The sequence below is a fragment of the Chryseobacterium formosum genome, assembly GCF_026460885.1.
In the GTDB taxonomy this organism is placed as follows: domain Bacteria; phylum Bacteroidota; class Bacteroidia; order Flavobacteriales; family Weeksellaceae; genus Chryseobacterium; species Chryseobacterium formosus.
Window position 1 is genome coordinate 224,503 of record NZ_JAOVZW010000001.1, and the last position, 23,017, is coordinate 247,519.

Sequence of the window (23,017 nt, forward strand, 5' to 3'; positions counted from 1 at the left end):
ACATGGAAGAAAACAAACAAAATACAGGAAATAAGGGAAAGACTTTCCCACTTCCTCCTAAAAAAAATGCTAAAAATTCCGCATGGAAAAGATGGGTAAAATTCATTTGGATTGGGTTCATTGCAGTAGTTTTAGGTATTTCAGGACTCTTCTTTGCAGTTTCCCAAGGTTTTCTTGGTGAAATGCCCGATGTGAAAGAGCTTGAAAATCCGGATATTTATGTGGCGTCACAGATTTATTCTTCAGATGGAGTTCTTTTAGGCAAATTTGAAAAAGAAAAAACTCAACCCGTTACTTATAAGGACTTACCTCCTCACCTGATTTACGCACTTCAGGCAAAAGAAGACGAGCGTTTCAAAGAGCATTCAGGAATTGATTTAAAATCAATTTTAAGAGCAATAAGATATGGTGGTGACCGAGGTGGAGGTTCTACAATTACACAACAGTTGGCAAAACTTTTATTTACAAAAGAGCCTTCGAAAAATCCTGTAAAAAGAGCAATTCAAAAGCTTAAAGAATGGGTAGTTGCTGTAAGTTTAGAGAAGAGATATACCAAAGAAGAAATTATCACACTTTATTTCAACAAGTTTGATTTTACTTACAATGCAAATGGAATTGAAATGGCGTCTAAAATTTATTTTAATAAATCTACGTCACAACTAACGCTTCCCGAAGCGGCAGTATTTGTATCAATGCTTGAAGCTCCTATTGCGAATAACCCATTAAGAAATCCTGACAGAGCAAAAAGAAGAAGAGATGTTGTATTATCTCAAATGCTTGAAACAGGTTATGTAGATCAAGCAACTTATGACAAGGCGGTTGCGACTCCTATTAGTACAGATTACCGTCCTATAAAAAATATTACCGATGATTATTCTGCATATTATAAATTCTATTTAAAGAAAGAAATTGACAGTTATTTAGTTGATTACGAAAAAGAAACAGGTAAAAAATTAAACCTATTTAAAGATGGTTTAAAAATATATGTTACTTTAGATTCTAAGATGCAGAAATATGCTGAAGAATCGATAAAAGAACACTTAACTGATCTTCAGAAAAGATTCGATGCAGAGCAAAGAGGTAGAAAAAATAGACCTTTCTATTATCTTAATGATCAGCAAGCAAACAAAGTAATGATGCAGGCCGTAAAAAGGACCGGTCGTTATAAACAATTGAGTAATGCCGGAGTTTCTGAAGATTCTATCATGATGGAATTCAAAAAACCTGTTAAAATGTCTCGTTTTACTTGGGCGGGTGAAGAAGAAGTAGAGATGAGTCCTTGGGATTCTATCAGATATCACAAACAAATTGCACAGGCAGGTTTAATGTCAATGGTTCCAGGAACAGGAGAGATTAAAGCTTGGGTTGGAGGAATCGATTGGCAGCATTTCCAGTACGATCATATCAAACAAGGAAAAAGACAGGTTGGTTCAACATTCAAACCCTTCGTTTACGCAACAGCAATTATGAAATTAGGTTTAACACCTTGTTCAACAATTTCAAATGCAAGTTTCAACAAAGGATCTTATCACGTTCCGGGAAGAGGAGGAATGTTAACGTTAAAAGACGCTTTAGCACACTCTCAAAACCCTGTAGCACTAAGATTAGCTGAAATGACAGGAACTCAAAGTGTTATCCAGACTGCGAGAGATCTAGGAGTTACAGAAGAAATTTCCACAAGTTTACCAATGGCTTTAGGAGCTTCAGATATTACGATTTACGAAATGGTTGGAGCTTACAGCACATTTGCTAACTATGGAAATTACAATAAACCAGAAATGATTTGGAGAATTGAAGATGTAAACGGAAGAGTAATAAAAGAAGTAATTTCTGAACCTAAAGAAGTAATGAATCCTAACTATGCTTATACCATGATTGAGCTTATGAAAGGCGTTGCACAATACGGAACTGCATCTGGAGAATTAGGCAGAAAAGGAATTCCAAAAACTGTAGAAATTGCAGGTAAAACAGGAACAACTCAGAATAACTCAGACGGTTGGTTTATGGGGATTACTCCAAAACTTGCAACCGGAGCTTGGGTTGGATGGGAAGACAGAGCAACTCACTTCTTAGGAACCGGTGAAGGTCAAGGTGCAAAAATGGCACTGCCAATTTGGGCAATCTTTATGAAAAAAGTTTGGGCTGATAAAAGCTTAAAAATCTCTCCTGATGATAAATTTGTAAAACCTCTCGAATGGAAAGACGGCTGTAGCAATCTTCAAGGACTTGGTGGTGGATATGGTGATGATGGTGGACTTCAAACTATTGATGACTTAAAAAATCCACGTCCTGCAGATAACGGATCGAAAAACAATTCAGGTAAAAAAGAAGAAAATGTAAATGAACATCTGAACACAAGTGAAGATATTGACTTTAACAAATAAATTTCTTTATAACTATTATAAGACCTTTCAATTATTGGAAGGTCTTTTTTTGTGATCAGTTTAATATCTTTGAACCATGAATATTGATAAGATTACCCAACCTTTCACAGAAATTTTTCCGGGAGATTTTTCAGGAAATACAATTCAGCGAAACACACCGAAAGTTTTATTTTCAACCGTTGAACCTGTTGGTTTTGAAAATCCGGAAACCATTATTTTTAATGAAAAACTTTCAGAAGAAATCGGCTTGGGAAAATTAGATGAAAAAGATTTTCAATTTTTAGCAGCAACCAATTTACCCGAAAACATAAAGACTTACGCCACCGCTTATGCAGGACACCAGTTTGGAAACTGGGCAGGTCAACTCGGAGACGGGAGAGCAATTCTTGCTGGTGAAATTACAAATGAAGCTGGAAAAAAAAATGAAATCCAATGGAAAGGAGCTGGAGCAACACCTTATTCTCGTCATGCGGATGGAAGAGCTGTCCTGAGATCGTCAGTACGTGAATATTTGATGAGCGAAGCAATGTTTCATCTTGGAGTTCCTACAACCAGAGCTTTAAGTCTGAGCTTTACCGGAGAAAATGTAGTTCGCGATATGATGTACAGCGGAAATCCTCAAGAAGAAAAAGGTGCAGTCGTGGTAAGAACTGCAGAAAGTTTTCTTCGTTTTGGTCATTTTGAATTAATTTCTGCTCAAAAAGAAATCAATACATTGATTGACTTGGTTGATTTCACAATTGAAAATTATTTTAAAAATATTCAATCTGAAGGCGAACAGAAATACAAAGACTTTTTCAGTGAAGTTTGTATAAGAACTGCAGATTTGATGGTTGAATGGTTCAGAGTTGGTTTTGTACACGGTGTAATGAATACCGACAATATGTCGATTTTAGGTTTAACAATCGATTACGGACCTTATTCTATGATGGATGAATATGATTTAAATTTCACTCCAAATACAACAGATTTGCCGGGAAGAAGATATGCTTTCGGAAAACAAGGACAAATTTCACAATGGAACCTTTGGCAATTGGCAAACTCACTTTATCCTTTAGTTAAGGATGAAAAGTTTTTGGAAGAAACATTAAATCGTTATGGAAATTACTTTTGGGAAGCTCATGACAAAATGTTATGCAAAAAATTTGGTTTTGATGAACTGAAAAAGAGTGACGAAGAATTTTTTACCAATTGGCAAGGTTTAATGCAGGAACTTGAATTTGATTACACCCTATTTTTTAATCAATTGGAGAAAATTAATAATAATTCAAATCTTGAAAACCTCTTTTCAAAAGTTTCTTATGGAAATTTAGATGAAGTAAAACTTCAAAAACTTCAACATTTTATTAAAATATATCAATTAAGATTAACAGAAAATACAATTTCAAAAGAAGAATCTCTAGATTTAATGAGGAAAAATAATCCAAAATTCATCCTTAGAAACTACCTTCTTTTTGAATGTATCGAAGAATTAAACATAGGAAAAACAGAAATGCTTGGAAAATTGATTAAAGCTTTGAAAAATCCTTACGAAGAAATTTTCCCTGAATTTTCTGCAAAAAGACCTTCAGGTTATGATGATGTTTCGGGATGCTCGATGTTATCTTGTAGTTCTTAAATATAATTCAAAACCCATCTTTTCAGGTGGGTTTTTTATTTTACTTTTGCAAAAATTATAATCTGTGTCTTTCAAATCTAAATTTTTAAACTTTTTCAGAATAGTTTTTCCTTCTTCCTTCGCAGAATTGGGAATTTTCATCTTCTTTCTTATTGCATACGGAGCTTTGGGAAGTTATTTTGCCCAACATTATCGCATTATTTTTGATGCAAGAATTCCTTGGGACGGATATTTCAGTTTTGACAACAAAGCCATCGTTATGACCGGCGGAAGTTTCGAAAGACACCCTCTTTCCTATTATTTTTTCAATTGGATTCGAGAATTGGCATTTTATATTTCAGATGGAAAAACAGGAAGTAATTTCAGGTTGACATTAGCCTGGCTAAGTAATATTACCATCAGTTTAAGTTTAGTTCAGGTTTATAAATATTTAAAAAATATTGTTCAACTTCCGATTGGTTTAAATCTTTTGATTATTGCTTTTTTTAGTGTTTTTTCGACCAATATTTTACTTTCTTTCACTCCTGAAACCTATACTTACACTCTATTTTTATTGGTTTTATTCAATTATTACACTGCTGTTAAATTTAAAAAAGATAAAAAAATTGCAGGCTCTGCTCTAGTTTTGGCGGGAGTTACAATTGGCGGATTAACGGTAACCAACATTGTAAAAGTTTTTATTCCCATTATTTTTGAAAAAGGACTTTTTAAAAGTTGGAAAAAGTTCGGAAATGCAACACTCAGAGTTTTGCTGACTTGTGCTTCTTTTACGGCACTTTATCTTTACAGAATTGACTTCAAATACACCAATATTCTTTCAAAATCGGGAGAACAATATGAAAAGTTTTCTAATGTAAAATCTACTCCGACCTGGGACATGATTTACTCGTATTTTTTCGGTGGAAGTATTCTTTTTCCGAGCTTTTTTATTCGTGAAAAACATAATATGAAAGGTTTTTATTACAAAGCTCTTTTCATGGATGTTTACACTTCAGTGATTCCTTACATTTTTATTGGGCTACTTTTAATACTGATTTTATGGAGTTATTTTAAAAATTTCAAGAATAAATTAGTTCAGATTTTAATGCTTTCACTTTTGGTAGACGTTTTAATTCATTGCGTTTTCAGATTCGGACTTCACACTTCATACATTTACGGTGGCCATTTTGTTTTTGTTTTTCCGCTTTTGTTGGGATGGTTGTTTTTTTCATACCGAGATTCACCAAAAATGATGTCATTTTTCACATCAGTTCTTGGAGTTCTGATGGTTTATTTACTGTTCAACAATTACATGAGAATGTGGGATTTTTTTGATTTCGTTAATCAATTTTACAGATAAAAAAAGACTGAGAAAAATATTCTCAGCCTTTAATTTTATAATACTTAAATCTTATTTTGCTTCTGCACAAAAAACTCTGTACTGAATCGGAGTTGCAGATTTAAAGTACTCTTTTACTCTAGCTAAATCACTTGCAGCACTCTGTTTCGAGAAATAACTTCCTGCTAAAATCTTATAATTTGGTCTCAATGAAGCATCGGTTTCAACTTTAAGATTTGGAAATCTTTTTCTGAAATATGCTTTTACTTCATTTGCCTCTTCGTTACTTTTTACGGTTGTGATTTGAATTTTAAAACCTAAAATTCTTGGATTTTTTCTACAAATTTCAGCATTCGTCAATTCTCTGCTTGGAACATAAATTTTTGTTGGTTTTGAAGGTGCATCATCATCAAATCCGGTAGAAACTTTGGTTGTAGTTGTTTTTAAACATCGGTCTTCAATAGACGCTAAAGCATCATTTACACGAGAATCCATTGTAATGACCAACTCTGTTCCGGATAAGGTATCTCTCTTTACAATTTGCTGTGCATCAAGAGTATAAAATCCCATAAGAGCCAATACTGAAAATATTTTGATCAAATTTTTCATTTAAACTTGTTTCCGCAAAGTTATGATAATTTAAAAAATACAGCAAACACAGTTATTTAGAATAGTTACAAATTAAACCTATATGACATTTTACCTTTTGTTAAAGCCGTTAAATTCTTCTTAAAAATATTATTTTTGCGGGATTGATTACACATTCAATATTTACTAACATAAGATAATTTAAATGATTAGTTGGAGAAAGCATTATAAAAAAGGGCTGATTGCGATAGGTTTATTGCTATCAACAAGTGCTTCAATTTACGGGCAAGACGGCGATCCTAAAAATGGTGAAAAACTTTTTAAGGCAAACTGTACAGCATGTCACGCTTTAGACAAACAAGTTGTGGGACCTGCACTGAAAGGTGTAGTAGCAAGACTTAAAACTGAGCAAGGACTTGATACAGATTGGCTTCACAAGTGGATTAAAGACAACGTAGCATTGAGGGCTTCTGGTGACAAGTATGCTAATGAAGTTTTTGAGAAGAACAACAAAACTGTTATGCAGCAATTTCCGAATCTTTCAGATAAGGATATTGACGATATTTTAGCATATACAACTAATCCTCCTGAGCCAGCTCCTCCAGTTGATGATAAAAAAACTTCTACTGTTGATACGGCAAATGCAGCACCTGCAAACAATACAACTTCAAGTGTTGTAATCATTTCACTTATTGCTATTGCTGGTCTTTTAGTTTGGATCTTGGTTAAACTGAGACAGTTAGTAAAACTAGGTCAGTCTGAAGACTTGGCTGGACTTAACGAAACAAGAGTAAAATCTTTCAGCGAAATTTACGAAAAGTACCACTTTATTGGTAAAGGAGCTTTAGCAATTCTTGCTATTCTAGCGACTTATGGTATTTGGAACTGGATTATGTGGATTGGTGTTTACAAGGGTTATAAGCCTGAGCAACCGATTTACTTCTCTCACAAAATTCACGCTGGAGAAAACAAAATTGACTGTCAACTGTGTCACTCAAGTGCTAAGTACGGTAAAGTATCTGAAATTCCTTCTATGAACGTTTGTATGAACTGTCACAGATCTATTTCTGAATACAACGGTAAATACATTGAGCCAGGAAAAGACAAAGCATTCTACGACGGAGAAATCCAGAAAATTTATGCTGCGACAGGTTGGGATTCTGAAAAACAACAATACACAGGTAAAACAACTCCTGTAGAATGGACAAGAATTCACAATATGCCGGATTTCGTTTACTTCAACCACTCTCAACACGTAGTAGCAGGTGAGCAAGCGATTATCAATTCTTTCAACAAGAAAAATCCAGACAACAAAATCGACGTAGTTTGTAAAGCTTGTCACGGAAAAATCGATACAATGAACGTTGTACAAATGGCAAACGATTTCACTATGGGATGGTGTATCGAATGTCACAGAACAACCGAAATTGATATGAACAACGGTTATAATAAAGAATACTTCAAAAATCTACACGAAAAGCTTAAAAAGCAATACCCGAAAGATGGTGGTAAAATCACTGTAGATGCAATTGGAGGTCTTGAGTGTGGTAAATGTCATTATTAATAACTAAAAAATTAGAAGTATAAATGGCTTCAAACAAAATACAATTTAGAAGTATTCACGAACTTAAAGACCCTGCCTTAAACGGTAAGCTGGCTCTTAAAGAGTTCCAAGAAGAAATTCCGGTAGAGGATTTTGCAGAAGGTGCAGAAAAAACTGACGGTACGTCTAGAAGAGATTTCTTAAAATTATTAGGATTTTCTACAGCAGCAGTAACATTGGCTGCTTGTGAAGCCCCAGTAATCAAAACGATTCCTTATGTAGTAAAACCACACGAAATTATACCTGGGGTTCCCAATTACTACGCATCAACATATTTTGATGGTTTCGACTTTGCAAGTGTTTTAGTAAAAACAAGAGAAGGTAGACCCATTAAAATAGAGGCAAACCCTATTGCAGGTGATTTAGGTAAAACCAACGCAAGAGCTCAAGCAAGTGTACTTTCGCTTTATGATAACGATAAAGTAAAGCAACCAAAACTTGACGGTAAAGACGAAACTTTCGATAAAGTAGATGATTTCGTTTTGAAAGGATTAAATGAAGCTCAGTCTGCAGGTAAAAAGATTGTTCTTTTATCTCAGTCTTTTGCTTCACCTACATTCAAAAAATTATTTGCTGAATTTAAAGCAAAATATCCTACAGCTGAATTAGTAACTTATGATGCTTTCCCTTATTCTGCAGCTTTAGATGCAGCTCAGGAAGTTTTCGGACAAAGAGCATTACCAGTTTACGACCTTAAAGGTTCTGAATTGGTGGTTGCTTTCCAAGCTGATTTCTTAGGAGACTATAACGCAGCTAGCTTAGAGACTTCTTACGCAGCAGCAAGAGTTCCGGGAGCAACGATGTTGAGACACATTCAGGTGGAATCTAATATGTCTTTAACGGGTGCAAACTCAGATTCAAGATACAGAGTAAAACCAAGTGATGTAAACAAAGCTTTGGTTGAAGTTTACAACGCTATCGTTACAGGAGCTAACCCTACAAGCAAAGTTGCTACAGAAATCGTAAAAGAATTAAAAGCTAAAGGAAGCAAAGCTGTTATTTTAGCTGATGGTTCTAAAGGTGCTCAGGTTTTAGCACACTTAATTAACCAAAAATTAGGTTCAGTTGCTTTCACTGGTAAAGCAAACTTCTTAAAAGAATTTGACAACGCAAGATATCAGGAATTTTTAGGATGGGTAAATGCAGGACAGGTTGGAGTATTGATTACAAACAACGTTGACCCAATTTATTCTCACAACAAAGGTCAGGATTTCAAAAAATCTTTGACAAAAGTTCCTCACGTAATTGCGGTTACAGATAAGAAAAACGAAATGTATAAAGCAGCGAAAGCTGTAATTCCTGTAGCTAACTGGCTAGAATCTTGGGGTGATATGGAGCCTCAGACTGGAGTTTATACATTAATGCAGCCAACAATCCAGAAAATTTACAAGTCAAGACAGATTGAAGAATCTCTATTGGTTTGGAAAAATGGTAAAAACAATGCTGCTAATAATTATTACGATTATTTAAAAGCTAATTCGGCTTCTGTTTTAAGTGGAACATCTTTCAACAAAGCTTTATACAACGGTATCGTTGCTTCTGCTAATGCTACTACTCTATCTTATGCAGGTGGAAATGGTGCTCAAGCTGTTGCAGAATTAGGAAACTTTAAAGCATCAGATTTAGAATTAGTTCTTTATACTAAGACTTCAATCGGTGACGGTACTCAGGCAAACAACCCTTGGTTGCAGGAATTACCGGATCCTATTACAAGAATGTCTTGGGACAACTATTTAACAATGTCTCCAAAAGATGCAGAAAGATTAGGAATTGATAACGATCTTAATGCAAGAATGCAGTTAGACGGTTCTCTTGTAAATCTTACCGTAAACGGAGTAAAAATAGAAAACGTACCTGTATTTGTTCAGGCTGGTCAAGCTGACGGTTCTGTTGGTTTAGCTTTAGGATACGGTAAAAAAGATTCAGGAGCAACGGCAGATACCGGAGTAAATGCTTATCCTTTATTTGATGGTTCAAACTTGGTAATTTCTAATGTTACTCTTCAGAAGACAGGTGAAGACCATGAATTTGCAGGAGTACAACTTCAAAATACAATGATGGGACGTTATGATATCGCTAAAGAAGTTCCTTTGGCAGATTTCCTTAACGTTGCATTTGATGATGAGCATAAAGGATGGAACAAGCCTTTGGAATATCACACTATCAGTGGCGCTCTTCCAGCAGGTAAAATTGACCTTTGGGATGCTTTTGATGATACAGACGGGCCTCACTTTAACTTATCAGTAGACTTGAACTCTTGTACTGGTTGTGGAGCATGTATTATTGCTTGTCAGGCAGAAAACAACGTTCCTGTAGTAGGTAAAGAAGAGATCAGAATGTCTAGAGATATGTTCTGGTTAAGAATTGACCGTTATTATTCTTCTAAACAAGATTTGACAGTTTATGATGGATTGGCTCAAGGAAAAGCAGTTCCAGAACTTTACGGAAGTAGCGTTTTAGGAATTGAAGGAGCTTTAGAAAATCCTGCAGAAAATCCCGATGTAATCTTCCAGCCGGTAATGTGTCAACACTGTAACCACGCTCCATGTGAAACTGTTTGTCCGGTAGCGGCAACTTCTCACAGTAAGCAAGGTCAAAACCATATGGCTTACAACAGATGTATCGGTACAAGATATTGTGCAAACAACTGTCCTTACAAAGTAAGAAGATTCAACTGGTTTACATATAACTTGAACGACAAGTTCGATTTCAACATGAATAACGACCTTGGAAGAATGGTACTTAACCCAGATGTTGTTGTAAGAACAAGAGGGGTAATGGAGAAATGCTCACTTTGTATTCAAATGACTCAGGCAACAATTCTTGAGGCTAAAAAAGAAAACAGAAAAGTGAAAGATGGTGAATTCCAGACAGCTTGTTCTAAAGCTTGTTCTACAGGTTCATTACAGTTTGGAGATATGAATGATAAAGAATCTCACGTTAGAAAAATTTATTCTGACAATAGAAGATATCATTTACTTGAAGAGATCGGAACAAAACCAAATGTGTTCTATCATACTAAAGTAAGAAACAGAGTATAAATAAAGTTTAAATAATAAATAGGTAAAAAATGTCAGGACATTACGAAGCTCCGATAAGGGAACCTCTGATTATTGGTCACAAAACTTATCACGATATCACAGAAGATATTGCACGACCTATCGAAGAAAGAGCAGGTAAATTATGGTGGATCTCACTATATGCAGCCTTAGTTCTATTCATCTACGGATTCGGCTGTATCGCCTACACTATCGGAACAGGTATTGGAGCATGGGGGCTTAACAGAACTATTAACTGGGGTTGGGATATTACCAACTTCGTATGGTGGGTAGGTATCGGTCACGCCGGAACACTTATCTCCGCAGTATTATTATTATTTAGACAACGTTGGAGAATGTCTGTAAACCGTTCTGCGGAAGCAATGACAATCTTCGCTGTTGTACAGGCAGCAATCTTCCCGCTTATTCACATGGGTAGAGTTTGGGTAGGATATTGGGTATTCCCTCTTCCTAACCAGTTTGGTTCACTTTGGACTAACTTCAACTCTCCTCTACTTTGGGATGTATTTGCAATCTGTACGTATTTCTCAGTATCAACAGTATTCTGGTTTATCGGTTTGATTCCTGACTTTGCAATGATCAGAGACAGAGCTAAAACTCCTTGGACTAAGAAGATTTATACATTCCTAGCATTCGGTTGGGGTGGTAAAGCAAAACACTGGCAGAGATTCGAAGAAGTATCTTTGGTTCTTGCAGGTTTGGCAACTCCGCTTGTATTCTCAGTACACACTACTGTATCTTTTGACTTCGCAACTTCAGTTATTAAAGGATGGCACTCTACGATCTATCCTCCTTACTTCGTTGCAGGAGCAATCTTCTCAGGATTTGCAATGGTACAAACACTATTGTTAATTGCTAGAAAAGTTTGTCACCTTGAAGATTACATCACAATGTATCATATCGAAATTATGAACATCGTAATTGTATTAACTGGTGGTATGGTAACTGTAGCTTACGCAACTGAATATTTCATCGGATGGTACTCTGGTTCAAGATATGAAGACTTTACTTATCTTTCTCCGGGTGCAGCTGTTGGACCTTATTGGTGGGCTTTCTGGGCATTGATTATTTGTAACCTTGTTATTCCAGCATTATTCTGGTTTAAAAAAGTAAGAACAAATATTATTGCAACATTTATCATCGCATTAATCATCAACATCGGTATGTGGTTTGAGCGTTTCGACATCATCGTTATCAACCTTTCAAGAGATTACTTGCCTGGTTCTTGGACGATGTTTAAACCAACAATTATTGATGTAGGTGTATATTTAGGAACTATCGGATTCTTCTCTGTATTATTCTTACTATACGCAAGAACATTCCCTGTAATTGCACAGGCTGAATTGAAATCGATTTTGAAAATCTCAGGTGAAACATATAAAGTAAAAGAAGGAGATGAGCACCACTAAAATTGTATACGGACTTTATGCGGACGACGACGATCTAATGAACGGCGTTAAAGCATTCAACGATAAAGGGATTGCAATAAACGAAGTTTATACACCATTTCCTGTTCACGGGCTAGACAAAGCTTTGGGTTTAAAGAAAACTAGAATTTCTGATGCTGCTTTTATCTACGCACTTTATGGAGTTTCTATCGGTTTGACGGTTACTTGGTATATTATGAATCATGACTGGGCTCAAAATATTGGTGGTAAACCATCTTTTAGCTGGGTAAATAACTTCCCTGCTTTTATTGACCCGATGTTTGAATTAATGGTATTCTGTTGTGCTCACTTGATGTCTTTGACTTTCTTTGTAAGAAATAAAATGTATCCTGCTGCACCAGCTCAAAACCCAGATCCGAGAACTACAGATGATAAATTTCTTATGGAATTCATTACTGAAGATGTAGAATCTGTAAAACAGTTGCTAATTGAAACCGGAGTAGAAGAAATAACTGTTAAAGATGCTTAAAATGAAAAAGAATGTATTAAAAATTACAGCAATTTTAGGTTTAACTACAGTTTTACTTAATTCTTGCGGACCAAATGAAAATGCACCTCTAGTTTATTTCCCGGATATGTATTTCCCAGTGGCTTACGATCCGTTGATGAAAGCTCAGGATGCTTATTCAGATCATGAAAATGAAATTCCTGCATTTGTAAAAAATAACGGTGCAACTGGTCTTTCTCCTGTAGAAGGTTCAGTAGCTCAAAATAAAGATGGTGTATTCGAGGAAAGTAAACTTCCAAAGACACCAGACGAATATAACACTGGTTATGATGCTTCAAAAGCAATCAGCGCTTCTCCTCTAAATCCTGCAAATGCAGCTAAAGATATAGAAAGAGGTAAAATGCTTTTTGACCGTACTTGTTCAGCTTGTCACGGAACTGGTGGTGACGGACAAGGGCCAATTGTACAAAGTGGAGCTTATTCTGGTGTACCAAATTATGCAGACAGAGAAATCACTGTAGGATCTGTACACTATGTATTAACAAACGGTAGAAATGCGATGGGATCTTATGCAGGACAATTGAATGCAGGAGATAGATGGAGAGTGGCAATGTATGTAATAAATGCTTTTAAAAAGAGCGCAGCTCCGGCTCCAGCAGCAGCAGCGACTCCAGCTAAAACTGAGACTACCGAAACTAAAAAATAAGAAAAGAAATGTATAGTTTTTCACCAAAATTAAAATCAACTTCTATAATCCTTCTTGTTGTAGGTGTAGTTCTTTTTGCTGCAGGTTTCTTTTTAAACAGAGGACTTTCTACAGAAAAAATTGAGCATATGATGGAAGCAGTACATTCTGCAGGTCATACTTCTCCTACACACTCTAGCGAAATGGTAGGGCCTCAAGATCACACTGCTCACTTAGAGCACGCAGAAATGCAGGTTCACAATCAGCCATTAGCTTCACTTCACTTTGTAGCAGTATTTTTCTTCGGAGTAAGTGCGGCAGTATTATTTTTCTACTGTATCCAGCACGCCGCTCACGCAGGATGGCCAATCATTATTACAAGAGTAATGGAAGCTATTGCTTCTTATATTCCTTGGGGTGGTGCAATTTTAATTATCATTATGATTCTTAACATTACACATAACGGTCACCTTTTCCATTGGATGGATCCTGAATTGACAGACCCAGAGTCTGGTCACTTCGATGTGATCTTATATGAGAAGAAAAAATTCTTAAATATTCCTTTCTACGCAATAAGAACGATTATTTATGTAGTAGGAGCATCTTTCTTCGCTTGGAAGCTTAAAGCTCAGTCTAAGAAAGTAGATGATACTAAATCTTTAGTAGAATATCAGTTCCTTTACAGATGGGCTGTAGGATACATTGCATTCTTCGGATTTGCTTCTGCATCTTGGGCTTGGGATTGGTTGATGTCTATTGACCCTCACTGGTACTCTACAATGTATATATGGTATTCAATGGTAAGTTGTTTATCTAGTGGTATAGCAGTAATCATTTTATTAAGTGTTTATCTTAAGAAAAACGGTTTCTTACCACAGTTTAATGACAATCACTTGCACGATTTAGGAGTTTTCCTTTTCGCTACAAGTTTACTTTGGACGTATACTTGGTTTGCACAGTTCATGCTTTATTGGTATGCAAACGTACCGGAAGAGGTAAATTATTTCTTCGGAAGATTTCAGCATTACTCTCCAACATTCTTACCAATGTTAGTTGTAAACTTTGTATTACCATTGTTGGTATTAGTAAGTAGCAGTATTAAGAGAAACTATAAAGTGGTAACCGTTATGGCAATCATAGTAATCTGCGGTCACATCTTAGATTACTTCAACATGGTAATGCCGGGAACAGTAGGACCTTACTGGAACACTCCTGAAGTACTATTATTAGTTCTAGGTTCTATCCTATTTGTAGTTGGATTGTTTATGTTTACAGTGCTTTCAGCATTAACTAAGCTTAAATTGATTCCTACAGGTAACCCTTACTTACATGAATCTGAAATTTATGAGTATCCTTTCTAAGGACTTGTAACAAAATAAATTTGAAAAAGACTGATTATTAAAAATCAGTCTTTTTTTTGTTTAAAACAGGCAACCTTTTTCAAAATTTGTTGTCTTAATAATAGACTTAATTCCTTAACTTTTTAAACTAAATTAAAACCATGAAAAAATCGTATCTATTAAATTTTCTATTCATTATTTTCTTCAGCATCTTCAATGCTCAGAGCATCAGTTTTGTTTCTGAAAAAACAGGACAGCCATTACCAAAAGTTGTTGTATTCGGAAACGATGGAAATATTTTAGCAACCTCAGACATCGACGGAAAAATTGAAAAATCTACTCTTTCACAAGATCAGGAAAAATTTCAATTGGTTTACGATAACATTTCAATTGCAACCCTATCATTTAACGAAATCAACAAAGATGTTGTAAAACTGAATGATCGAGTAAAAGAAATCGAAGCGGTTGTCATTAAAAATAATAAACCAGCAAAATATGTTTTAGTAAAAGGAAACTTTAATGCTTATCTAACAGTAAACGGTAAGTTGAATTGCTATGTGGACGGAATTGCAACTTATGTTTTTGATAATAAAACAAAAAAACTGAAAAGCACAAACGTACAGCAATATAGAGTTTTCAGGTTAGAGAATCCGTCAACCGACAGAAAGAAAACCGGGCTTTTAGACTACAACGCATTTTTAGACCTTCCGAAACTACCGAATGTTGGAAATATTGAAGAATACAAAAATAAAAAAGCGACCATCAAGGAACTGAAAGGAAATACAAAAGACGAAATAGAAATCAGTGGAAGTGCTTTACAAGAAAAAGAAATGGCTCTTTTTGGTTACAGACTTTATGATATCAAATCATTAATTAATCATTCTTATGAAAAGGACTCTAAAAAAGATTTAAGAGATTTCCTGGAATCAAACGAGATTGGTTATATTAAATTTAAACATAAAAGCGAACCAGATTACAACCAACTTATTTCTTACAAAAACTTTTATCCTACAGAATTAGATTTCAGTGATGATAATGATGTAGAAGGCAAAGTAAAATTAAATAAAGACAATAGCAATTACTCATCAAATTACTGGCAAGATGCTTCTTTCCCAAATATGCAGGCAATTTTTAGTTCATTCTTTAAAGAGTATTTAAAAGAAAAAGAAAACAAAAAATAAAAAATCTGTATTAATAAAGGTTTTACTAAATTTGCCATAAACCATAATTAAAATGAAAAAGTTTTCTTTGCTACTCATGTTCAGCCTATTGCTTTTTACTTCGTGTAAAAAAGACAGCGTAGATGCAACTACAACCCAGACTTTACAGTCGAGTATCAACGATATGGCATCGAGTCTTACCACAATTAAGCAGATAAAGTTTAACGAAGCGCTTTATATTTTGAAGACTTTCGGTGTAGAAGCGGAGGGCGATGTAAACGAATTAAAGGCTTTAGGTCAATTGATCAACGGTAAAAAAGTACCCGAAATTTTATCTCTTGCAGACCAAGTTGCGCAGCAAAATGGCATAGAATGGGCAAGTACAGCTCCACCGTCATTAGGTGAAATGAATATTTTCGGGGATGATAAAGCTAAAGAAAGTGATCCTAATGATGTAAGAGCAAGTTCATTGAGTATTCTTACCCAACTTTCTGGTGATACAGGTAACGGTCCTACTGCAATGCAGATTGTTCCGAGATTGGTTGACAACTCAGGAAATCCTATTGCGTTTACAGGAGCTGGTTTGGAAACAACTTTAGAAGTTTTCAGCAACGGTGTAAAGCTTTCAACTGCCAAAAACTTAATGCAGGATAACAATTTCAAAGGTTTTAACCTTAAATTTTCATCTTTATTAGCTTCAAAAATTGTCGATAACAAAATTGATATAACAGTTTCTGTAAAAACAACTGCGAAAACATTTAAAATGTCTAAAATTGGTTTAGATGTAAATCCTTCAGCTTTAAAAGTTCCTGAAGTACCAAAAACAGACTCTACAATGATTGTGCAAGATCCAAATGCTGTAAGTGATCCGAGTAATCCAACTCCTCCAACTACAGGAACAGATCCTGCAACAACGACACCTGTAGCACCAAAACAACCGACTGCAGATCCGAAAAATACAGTAAACAAATTTTTAAGCAATGTAAGCTCACAGAATTTAAAAGCTGCTTTTGATTCATCAAGTAATCCAAGTTGGGGATCTTACGAATCGTTCTCAAACCCTACTTCAGGTTTTGGAGCGATTAAAAATGTAAGCGTAAAAAATGTAACAACAAATGCTTCAAACGCAAATTCATCAAGTGTAAATGCAACGTATGATGTGACGGATAAAAACGGAAGAACAACATCTTTAAAGGCAACTTTTGGTCTTAAAAATGTAAACGGAGAGTGGAAAATTTCAAGTTATAAGATTAATCCATAAAACATGGCATCGCAGGAACTTATTTCAAAGCTTGAAGCAACCATAGAAAATATCGCTGATTTTCCGATTCCGGGAATACAGTTTAAAGATATTTCGCCGATTTTTCTTGATCCAAAATTGTATGAAGAAGTAATCGAAGATTTGGTAAAATTCAGCAAAGGAAAAGTAGATGCAGTCTGCGGAATTGAAAGCCGCGGTTATCTTTTCGGAATTGCAATAGCAGTCGCTTTAGAAGTTCCATTTATTTTAATTAGAAAAAAAGGGAAACTTCCGCCACCGATTATTTCAGAAAAATATGATTTGGAATATGGAAGCGCAGAAATAGAAACCAGAGAAGGACAGATAAAAAAAGGACAGCGAATTTTAATTCATGATGATCTTTTAGCAACCGGAGGAACAACAGAAGCTGCTGCAAAATTGGTAAAAAAACAAGTTGCAGAAGTAGTACAGTTCAGTTTTTTAATTGGCTTGAAAGATTTGAAAGGCGAAGAAAAACTTAAAAAATTTAATGCTGAAATCTATCACACTTTAGAATATTAAATCTAGAATGAAAAAGTGAAGAAATGCTACAATAACTGTTTTAACAATTAATTATTGGCAAATCATTTTACTTTTTTAAATAAAATCAACAATCCCCTGCAAAGTATTTTGTAAATCACTCAGAAACAATTAAATTTGCAGTTCAATTTTTAAAAAATTTATGGCAAAATTGGGAAAGAATGCTCCAAACGAGCAAGAAGGCAAAGAAACAGTGGAATTTTTTAAAGACCTTGACAGAGAGGCTTTAAACACAGAAAGATTCCTAGAAAAATATCAAAAACCATTAAGTGCCGTATTTGTAGGTTTGGTAGTTGGGGTTTTGGCTTATTTCGGATATCAGCAGTTTATAGTTGCTCCAAATAATGCTGAAGCTGTAAAAACATATCTTACAGCACAAAAAAATCTTACAGAAGGTAAAGATAAAGAAGCTTTAGGAGGAAAATCTGCAGCTAACCCAGGTTTCTTGGGAACGTATAACGAATATTCTTCAACGAAAGTGGGTAAACTTTCTGCTTACAACGCAGGTTTGCTTAAATTTAAAGAAGGAAAATATCAGGAAGCTTATGATCTTATGGATAAATTTTCGTCTGATAACAAAACATTAACAGCAATGAAATTTGGTGTAATGGCAGATGCAAAATCTGGTCTTAACAAAAATGATGAAGCTTTAGCATTATTAGATAAAGCTGCAGCAGCATCTGATGATCCTTATACTTCTTACTATTTTACAAGAAAAGCGGGTATTGTAGCTTTAGGAATGAAGAAAAATGCAGAAGCTAAAAAATACTTCGCTACAATCGACGAAAAATATCAGGACTACGACAACGGAATGTCTGATTCTTATATCGAAATGACTAAATATTTAAATTAAAACATGGCAACAGTTAATCTTTCAGATTACAAGCCACTTAATATTACCAATGCCGAAGATTTTTCTATCGGCATTGTTTTTTCTGAGTGGAATGACTTTGTAACATACAATTTACGTGATGCAGCTTTAGAAATTCTTGAAAAAGAAGGTGTAAAAGCTGAAAATATAAAACAGTTTTCCGTTCCCGGAGCTTTTGAATTAAATTATGCGAGTATGCAGCTTTGCAAAGAACGTAAGTTTGATGCTGTGATTGCAATTGGATGCGTCATCAGAGGTGAAACTCCACACTTTGATTTCGTTTGTGATGCTGTTGCACAGGGAATTAAAGACTGTAATATTTTAACCGATACTCCTACTATTTTTTGTGTTTTAACAGATGATACAAAAGAGCAGTCAATTGCAAGAAGCGGCGGAGATTTAGGAAACAAAGGTGTTGAAGCAGCTGTAACCGCTTTAAGTATGATCAATTTTAAGAGAAATCTTTCTGACAAGAAAGGAAATATTGGCTTTGGAAATTCTCAAAACAATTAATTTCTGATTCATTAAAATTTTTAACTTTACTTTAAAAATTACAAATTATGAAATGGACTGAAGATAGAAGTACCAACGTAGACGACAGACGTGGTTCTGGAGGCGGTGGCGGTGCAATTGTTGGTGGTGGATTAGGCACTATAATTATCGCAGCAATTGTATTTTTCTTAGGTGGAGATCCTTCTGCAATACTTTCTTCGGGAGGTGGAAGCGCTCCTCGTCAAACAGAAAAACGAGAATTAAGTCAAGGAGAACTGCAAATTGGAGAATTTGTAAAAATGATTACTGCAGAGAACGAACAAACCTGGGCTCAGATATTTAAAGATAACGGTATGCAATACAGACCTGCAAAAGTAGTTTTATTTGAAAGCGCAACAAACTCCAGTTGTGGAACTGCACAATCTGCAATGGGACCATTTTATTGTCCGGCAGACGAATCGGTTTATATGGATATGAGTTTCTTCAAAGAATTGCAGAAAAATTTTGGTGCTAAAGTTACCGAGTTTACTATTGCTTATGTAATGGCTCACGAAATGGGACATCACGTACAAAATCTTATGGGAATTTTAAACGAAACAGATAATGCAAGAAGAAGCGACAAATATTCTGAAGCGCAATTGAATAAAATCTCTGTAGCAACAGAACTTCAGGCTGATTTTTATGCCGGACTTTGGGCTAAATATTCTAACGAGAGAGAGCATTTTCTTGAGCCAGGAGATATAGACTCAGCAATTGAAGCTGCTGAAGCTGTTGGAGATGATAATATCCAAAAAAGATCTCAAGGATATGTAAATCAGGAAAGCTTTACACACGGTTCATCCGCACAAAGAAAAGAATGGTTTATGAAAGGATATAATGCAACAAATATCAAACAAGGCGATACATTCAGCCAACTTTTAAGATAAAAACAAAAAAACCTGAAGAAGCTCTTCAGGTTTTTTTATTATTTCAATTCAATTGGATTGCTGTTATTTTTGGCTTCCTCTTTTACTCTTTCCTCCATTCTTTTTCTCATCTCTGCTGGATTTTGATTTCCGCCACCATTGCCTCTTGGACCGCCAACAGCAAAACCGCCACCGCCACGTTGGCTGCTCATAAAAGCAGAAGGATCACTTTTATATTTTTCCTGTTGCTTTACGTAATCTGTTCTTTTTACTTTTACCACATTTCCGAAAGTATTCATTTCAGGGAAACTAGCGATTTTAAAGTTTTTCATTAAATCAAAAGAATATTCGCCGGTAGAATCTTCTGCTTTTACGACTAAACCTGGAAGTCCGCTAAATTTATAGGGTCCGTCTTGATAAGGAAGATCTGTTGTAAACCAAGCCGTCCATTTTCTTCCGCCAAAATCAGTTTCTGCTTTTTGTACTTTATAGTCACCTATTTTTGTAGTTTCAGATAAAATTTTCCAGTTTAAAGGTCGATCTTCTTCGTAAGTATAAATATCTCTACCAATTCTATCTTTATAAGTCGTTTTCTGATCTTTTTTGTCTTTTTCAATCGAATAATTAATGATTGACCTTAAACTTTCCATTTGATCTCTGTTAAAACCTCTTCCTCCACCGCTTTGAAAATTCGCTCGCATAACAGAATCTCTTTTAATTCTGTTTTCAGAATAGAACATCGATTTATCTGCTGAAATGTCTAAATATGCATTTTCAGTCTTAATATCATTCTTATCACTTGCATTTGGTTTCATTGTAACTTGATACACAAATCTGTTTGCCTGTGCAAAACTGAGTTGCGCTAATACTACCATAGCAAAAACACCAATTTTTTTCATTATTTTCTTGATTTATAGTTTTGATTTTAAATTTTAACCAAAGTTAAAGCATCGATGATAAAAATCGATAAAATAAAATCACCGATTTTTATTTACTGATTATTGTTCGTATTTTTGCAAGATTAAATCATTCTAAATTAATACAATGATAAAGGTTTCAGATCAGGCAAAGGTAAAAGCGGTTCAGCTGATGACAGAAGACGGCTTTAACCCTGCTGAAGATTATATAAGAGTTGGGGTAAAAAGTGGTGGTTGTTCAGGACTAGAGTATATGTTAGGTTTTGATAATAAGCAAAACGAAACAGACCAGATTTTTGAAGATAATGGAATAAAAATCGTTGTCGAAAAAAAATCTATACTTTACTTGGCGGGTACTATTTTAGAATATTCCGGAGGTTTGAATGGGAAAGGATTTATTTTTAATAATCCTAATGCATCCAGAACGTGTGGTTGTGGAGAATCTTTCAGTCTTTAGACTGATCAAAAGATTCAGAGATTAAGAAATTCAGAGATTATTTATGACTGTTTCATTTGAAAATTTTCCAATTTATAAAAAGACAATTTCATTTACAGTTAAAATTTTCAAAATTCTTATAATGAAAATTTACACAAAGAATTTTCACTCAAAGATCAACTAAAAAGAGCAACTTTATCAATAAGTAACAATATTGCAGAAGGCTCAGAATATGGAAGTAATAAACAATTTATCAGATTTCTTTGGATTGCAAAAGGGAGTTGCGCTGAAGTAAGAAGTATGTTATTTGTTTTATATAGTTTAGAGAAAATCGACAGTGAAATTTTCAATACTCTTAATGAGGAGTGTTTGGAAATAGCTAAGGAGATTTATCATTTTATAAAATATCTTGAAAAGAGCACTTTAGACATTAAGTAATATCGAAATTTCTTAATCTCTGAATCTCTTAATAAATTATGAGTAAATATACTGAAGACGACTTAAGAGTCGATTTAGAAAACAAAAAATACGAATTCGGCTGGGAAACGATACTCGATTACGAAGATTTCCCAACTGGTTTAAACGAAGACATCGTCCGTGCTATTTCTGCTAAAAAAGAAGAACCGGAATGGATGACAGAATGGCGTTTGGAATCTTTCAGAATCTGGTTGAAGATGGTTGAGCCTGAATGGGCAAACATCAAATACGAAAAACCGGATTTCCAGGCGATAAAATACTACGCCGCTCCAAAAGCAAAGCCTGAATTGGCAAGCTTAGATGAGGTTGACCCTGAATTATTAGCAACTTTTGCAAAATTGGGAATCAATATCGAAGAGCAAAAGAGACTTTCAAATGTCGCTGTAGATATCGTGATTGACTCAATTTCTGTAAAAACAACTTTTCAGGACACTTTAGCAGAAAAAGGAATTATTTTCTGTTCAATTTCCGAAGCGATTAAAAATCATCCGGATTTGGTGAGAAAATATCTTGGAAAAGTAGTTCCAAGAGGAGATAACTTTTACGCAGCATTAAACTCCGCAGTATTTTCTGACGGAAGTTTCTGCTATATCCCAAAAGGGGTAAGATGCCCGATGGAATTGTCAACCTATTTCCGTATCAACCAATCTGGAACAGGTCAGTTTGAAAGAACGCTTGTGATTGCAGATGAAGGAAGTTATGTTTCTTATCTTGAAGGTTGTACAGCTCCTTCGAGAGATGAAAACCAGCTTCACGCTGCGGTGGTAGAATTGATTGCTTTGGATAATGCTGAAATTAAATATTCTACTGTTCAAAACTGGTATCCCGGAAATGAAGAAGGCAAAGGTGGTGTTTTCAATTTTGTAACTAAAAGAGGATTGTGCGAAACTAAAGCAAAAATCTCATGGACTCAGGTTGAAACTGGTTCTGCCGTAACTTGGAAATATCCGTCTTGTATCTTAAAAGGTGACGGTTCAATCGGTGAGTTCTACTCCATCGCGGTAACCAACAATCATCAATATGCCGATACAGGTACAAAGATGATTCACATTGGTAAGAATACAAAATCAACGATTATCTCTAAAGGAATTTCTGCAGGAAAATCTCAAAACTCATACAGAGGATTGGTAAAAGTAATGCCATCTGCAAAAGGAGCAAGAAACTTTTCACAATGTGATTCATTATTAATGGGTAACGAATGTGGAGCACATACTTTCCCTTATATTGAAATAAAAGATCCTACAGCTCAGCTGGAGCACGAAGCTACGACTTCAAAAATTGGTGAAGACCAGATTTTCTACTGTAACCAGAGAGGGATTGATACAGAAAGAGCGATTGCTTTGATTGTAAATGGTTTCAGTAAAGAAGTTTTAAATAAATTACCAATGGAATTTGCCATTGAAGCTCAGAAATTGCTTGAGATTTCTTTGGAAGGGTCTGTTGGATAGA

20 protein-coding genes are annotated in these 23,017 nt (G+C 35.0%); 18 read left to right on the forward strand and 2 right to left on the reverse strand.

The window, feature by feature from the left end:
- Positions 1 to 2: 2 nt before the first annotated feature.
- The 3 genes from OF897_RS01005 to OF897_RS01015 all read left to right on the forward strand — a co-directional run bounded on the left by OF897_RS01005 (position 3) and on the right by OF897_RS01015 (position 5,341).
- Positions 3 to 2,384, forward strand: a complete 2,382-nt coding sequence (locus OF897_RS01005; RefSeq protein WP_267263830.1) for a penicillin-binding protein 1A — start codon at positions 3 to 5, stop codon at positions 2,382 to 2,384.
- A 76-nt stretch (positions 2,385 to 2,460) separates the two neighbouring features.
- Positions 2,461 to 4,002 (forward strand): protein adenylyltransferase SelO, encoded by a 1,542-nt coding sequence (locus tag OF897_RS01010; protein ID WP_267263831.1) that lies wholly within the window; start codon positions 2,461 to 2,463, stop codon positions 4,000 to 4,002.
- Positions 4,003 to 4,066: 64 nt separating this feature from the next.
- Positions 4,067 to 5,341: a DUF6080 domain-containing protein gene (locus OF897_RS01015; RefSeq protein ID WP_267263832.1), complete on the forward strand. Its 1,275-nt coding sequence runs from the start codon at positions 4,067 to 4,069 to the stop codon at positions 5,339 to 5,341.
- Between the two features lie 51 nt (positions 5,342 to 5,392).
- Here OF897_RS01015 and OF897_RS01020 read toward each other — a convergent pair whose 3' ends face one another.
- Positions 5,393 to 5,929, reverse strand: a complete 537-nt coding sequence (locus tag OF897_RS01020) for an SPOR domain-containing protein (RefSeq protein ID WP_267263833.1) — start codon at positions 5,927 to 5,929, stop codon at positions 5,393 to 5,395.
- 184 nt (positions 5,930 to 6,113) lie between these two features.
- Here OF897_RS01020 and OF897_RS01025 point away from each other — a divergent pair, with 184 nt between their 5' ends.
- The 12 genes from OF897_RS01025 to ypfJ all read left to right on the forward strand — a co-directional run bounded on the left by OF897_RS01025 (position 6,114) and on the right by ypfJ (position 19,759).
- A complete protein-coding gene (locus OF897_RS01025; protein ID WP_267263834.1) occupies positions 6,114 to 7,472 on the forward strand; it encodes a c-type cytochrome in 1,359 nt (452 codons plus the stop codon).
- 23 nt (positions 7,473 to 7,495) lie between these two features.
- A complete protein-coding gene (locus OF897_RS01030; protein ID WP_267263835.1) occupies positions 7,496 to 10,552 on the forward strand; it encodes a TAT-variant-translocated molybdopterin oxidoreductase in 3,057 nt (1,018 codons plus the stop codon).
- Between the two features lie 29 nt (positions 10,553 to 10,581).
- A complete protein-coding gene (nrfD, locus tag OF897_RS01035) occupies positions 10,582 to 11,979 on the forward strand; it encodes an NrfD/PsrC family molybdoenzyme membrane anchor subunit (RefSeq protein ID WP_267263836.1) in 1,398 nt (465 codons plus the stop codon).
- Positions 11,966 to 12,487, forward strand: a complete 522-nt coding sequence (locus tag OF897_RS01040; protein WP_267263837.1) for a DUF3341 domain-containing protein — start codon at positions 11,966 to 11,968, stop codon at positions 12,485 to 12,487. The genes nrfD and OF897_RS01040 overlap by 14 nt, the downstream gene beginning before the upstream one ends.
- Positions 12,480 to 13,172, forward strand: a complete 693-nt coding sequence (locus OF897_RS01045; RefSeq protein ID WP_267263838.1) for a c-type cytochrome — start codon at positions 12,480 to 12,482, stop codon at positions 13,170 to 13,172. Before OF897_RS01040 ends, OF897_RS01045 begins: the two co-directional genes overlap by 8 nt.
- Before the next feature lie 8 nt (positions 13,173 to 13,180).
- Positions 13,181 to 14,512 (forward strand): quinol:cytochrome C oxidoreductase, encoded by a 1,332-nt coding sequence (locus OF897_RS01050; protein ID WP_267263839.1) that lies wholly within the window; start codon positions 13,181 to 13,183, stop codon positions 14,510 to 14,512.
- 140 nt (positions 14,513 to 14,652) lie between these two features.
- Positions 14,653 to 15,672, forward strand: a complete 1,020-nt coding sequence (locus OF897_RS01055; RefSeq protein ID WP_267263840.1) for a hypothetical protein — start codon at positions 14,653 to 14,655, stop codon at positions 15,670 to 15,672.
- Between the two features lie 52 nt (positions 15,673 to 15,724).
- The gene (locus OF897_RS01060; protein ID WP_267263841.1) at positions 15,725 to 16,912 is read left to right on the forward strand and encodes a hypothetical protein; all 1,188 of its coding nucleotides are present in this window, start codon (positions 15,725 to 15,727) and stop codon (positions 16,910 to 16,912) included.
- Between the two features lie 3 nt (positions 16,913 to 16,915).
- Positions 16,916 to 17,452, forward strand: a complete 537-nt coding sequence (locus tag OF897_RS01065; RefSeq protein WP_267263842.1) for an adenine phosphoribosyltransferase — start codon at positions 16,916 to 16,918, stop codon at positions 17,450 to 17,452.
- Positions 17,453 to 17,612: 160 nt separating this feature from the next.
- Complete coding sequence (locus OF897_RS01070) at positions 17,613 to 18,323, forward strand: tetratricopeptide repeat protein (RefSeq protein ID WP_267263843.1); 711 nt, start codon at positions 17,613 to 17,615, stop codon at positions 18,321 to 18,323.
- A 3-nt stretch (positions 18,324 to 18,326) separates the two neighbouring features.
- Positions 18,327 to 18,854, forward strand: a complete 528-nt coding sequence (gene ribH, locus OF897_RS01075) for a 6,7-dimethyl-8-ribityllumazine synthase (RefSeq protein ID WP_267263844.1) — start codon at positions 18,327 to 18,329, stop codon at positions 18,852 to 18,854.
- A gap of 47 nt (positions 18,855 to 18,901) precedes the next feature.
- The gene (ypfJ, locus tag OF897_RS01080) at positions 18,902 to 19,759 is read left to right on the forward strand and encodes a KPN_02809 family neutral zinc metallopeptidase (protein WP_267263845.1); all 858 of its coding nucleotides are present in this window, start codon (positions 18,902 to 18,904) and stop codon (positions 19,757 to 19,759) included.
- A 38-nt stretch (positions 19,760 to 19,797) separates the two neighbouring features.
- On the opposite strand, the gene OF897_RS01085 is transcribed toward ypfJ, so the two are convergent.
- Positions 19,798 to 20,637, reverse strand: a complete 840-nt coding sequence (locus OF897_RS01085; RefSeq protein ID WP_267263846.1) for a GLPGLI family protein — start codon at positions 20,635 to 20,637, stop codon at positions 19,798 to 19,800.
- A 145-nt stretch (positions 20,638 to 20,782) separates the two neighbouring features.
- On the opposite strand from OF897_RS01085, the gene OF897_RS01090 reads away from it, so the two are divergent.
- The 3 genes from OF897_RS01090 (at position 20,783) to sufB (ending at position 23,016) form a co-directional block, all read left to right on the forward strand.
- Positions 20,783 to 21,112, forward strand: coding sequence for a HesB/IscA family protein (locus tag OF897_RS01090; RefSeq protein WP_267263847.1), 330 nt, complete (start codon positions 20,783 to 20,785; stop codon positions 21,110 to 21,112).
- Positions 21,113 to 21,292: 180 nt separating this feature from the next.
- A complete protein-coding gene (locus OF897_RS01095) occupies positions 21,293 to 21,529 on the forward strand; it encodes a four helix bundle protein (RefSeq protein WP_456064443.1) in 237 nt (78 codons plus the stop codon).
- A gap of 38 nt (positions 21,530 to 21,567) precedes the next feature.
- Positions 21,568 to 23,016 (forward strand): Fe-S cluster assembly protein SufB, encoded by a 1,449-nt coding sequence (gene sufB, locus OF897_RS01100; RefSeq protein WP_267263848.1) that lies wholly within the window; start codon positions 21,568 to 21,570, stop codon positions 23,014 to 23,016.
- Position 23,017: the final 1 nt, after the last annotated feature.

Coding starts and splice junctions, on each gene's coding strand:
- OF897_RS01085 (WP_267263846.1), bottom strand. CDS start 20,637: ATGAAAAAAATTGGTGTTTTTGCTATGGTAGTATTAGCGCAACTCAGT.
- OF897_RS01070 (WP_267263843.1), top strand. CDS start 17,613: ATGGCAAAATTGGGAAAGAATGCTCCAAACGAGCAAGAAGGCAAAGAA.
- ribH (WP_267263844.1), top strand. CDS start 18,327: ATGGCAACAGTTAATCTTTCAGATTACAAGCCACTTAATATTACCAAT.
- sufB (WP_267263848.1), top strand. CDS start 21,568: ATGAGTAAATATACTGAAGACGACTTAAGAGTCGATTTAGAAAACAAA.
- OF897_RS01050 (WP_267263839.1), top strand. CDS start 13,181: ATGTATAGTTTTTCACCAAAATTAAAATCAACTTCTATAATCCTTCTT.
- nrfD (WP_267263836.1), top strand. CDS start 10,582: ATGTCAGGACATTACGAAGCTCCGATAAGGGAACCTCTGATTATTGGT.
- OF897_RS01010 (WP_267263831.1), top strand. CDS start 2,461: ATGAATATTGATAAGATTACCCAACCTTTCACAGAAATTTTTCCGGGA.
- OF897_RS01040 (WP_267263837.1), top strand. CDS start 11,966: ATGAGCACCACTAAAATTGTATACGGACTTTATGCGGACGACGACGAT.
- OF897_RS01065 (WP_267263842.1), top strand. CDS start 16,916: ATGGCATCGCAGGAACTTATTTCAAAGCTTGAAGCAACCATAGAAAAT.
- OF897_RS01005 (WP_267263830.1), top strand. CDS start 3: ATGGAAGAAAACAAACAAAATACAGGAAATAAGGGAAAGACTTTCCCA.
- OF897_RS01025 (WP_267263834.1), top strand. CDS start 6,114: ATGATTAGTTGGAGAAAGCATTATAAAAAAGGGCTGATTGCGATAGGT.
- OF897_RS01030 (WP_267263835.1), top strand. CDS start 7,496: ATGGCTTCAAACAAAATACAATTTAGAAGTATTCACGAACTTAAAGAC.
- OF897_RS01020 (WP_267263833.1), bottom strand. CDS start 5,929: ATGAAAAATTTGATCAAAATATTTTCAGTATTGGCTCTTATGGGATTT.
- OF897_RS01045 (WP_267263838.1), top strand. CDS start 12,480: ATGCTTAAAATGAAAAAGAATGTATTAAAAATTACAGCAATTTTAGGT.
- OF897_RS01060 (WP_267263841.1), top strand. CDS start 15,725: ATGAAAAAGTTTTCTTTGCTACTCATGTTCAGCCTATTGCTTTTTACT.
- OF897_RS01090 (WP_267263847.1), top strand. CDS start 20,783: ATGATAAAGGTTTCAGATCAGGCAAAGGTAAAAGCGGTTCAGCTGATG.
- ypfJ (WP_267263845.1), top strand. CDS start 18,902: ATGAAATGGACTGAAGATAGAAGTACCAACGTAGACGACAGACGTGGT.
- OF897_RS01055 (WP_267263840.1), top strand. CDS start 14,653: ATGAAAAAATCGTATCTATTAAATTTTCTATTCATTATTTTCTTCAGC.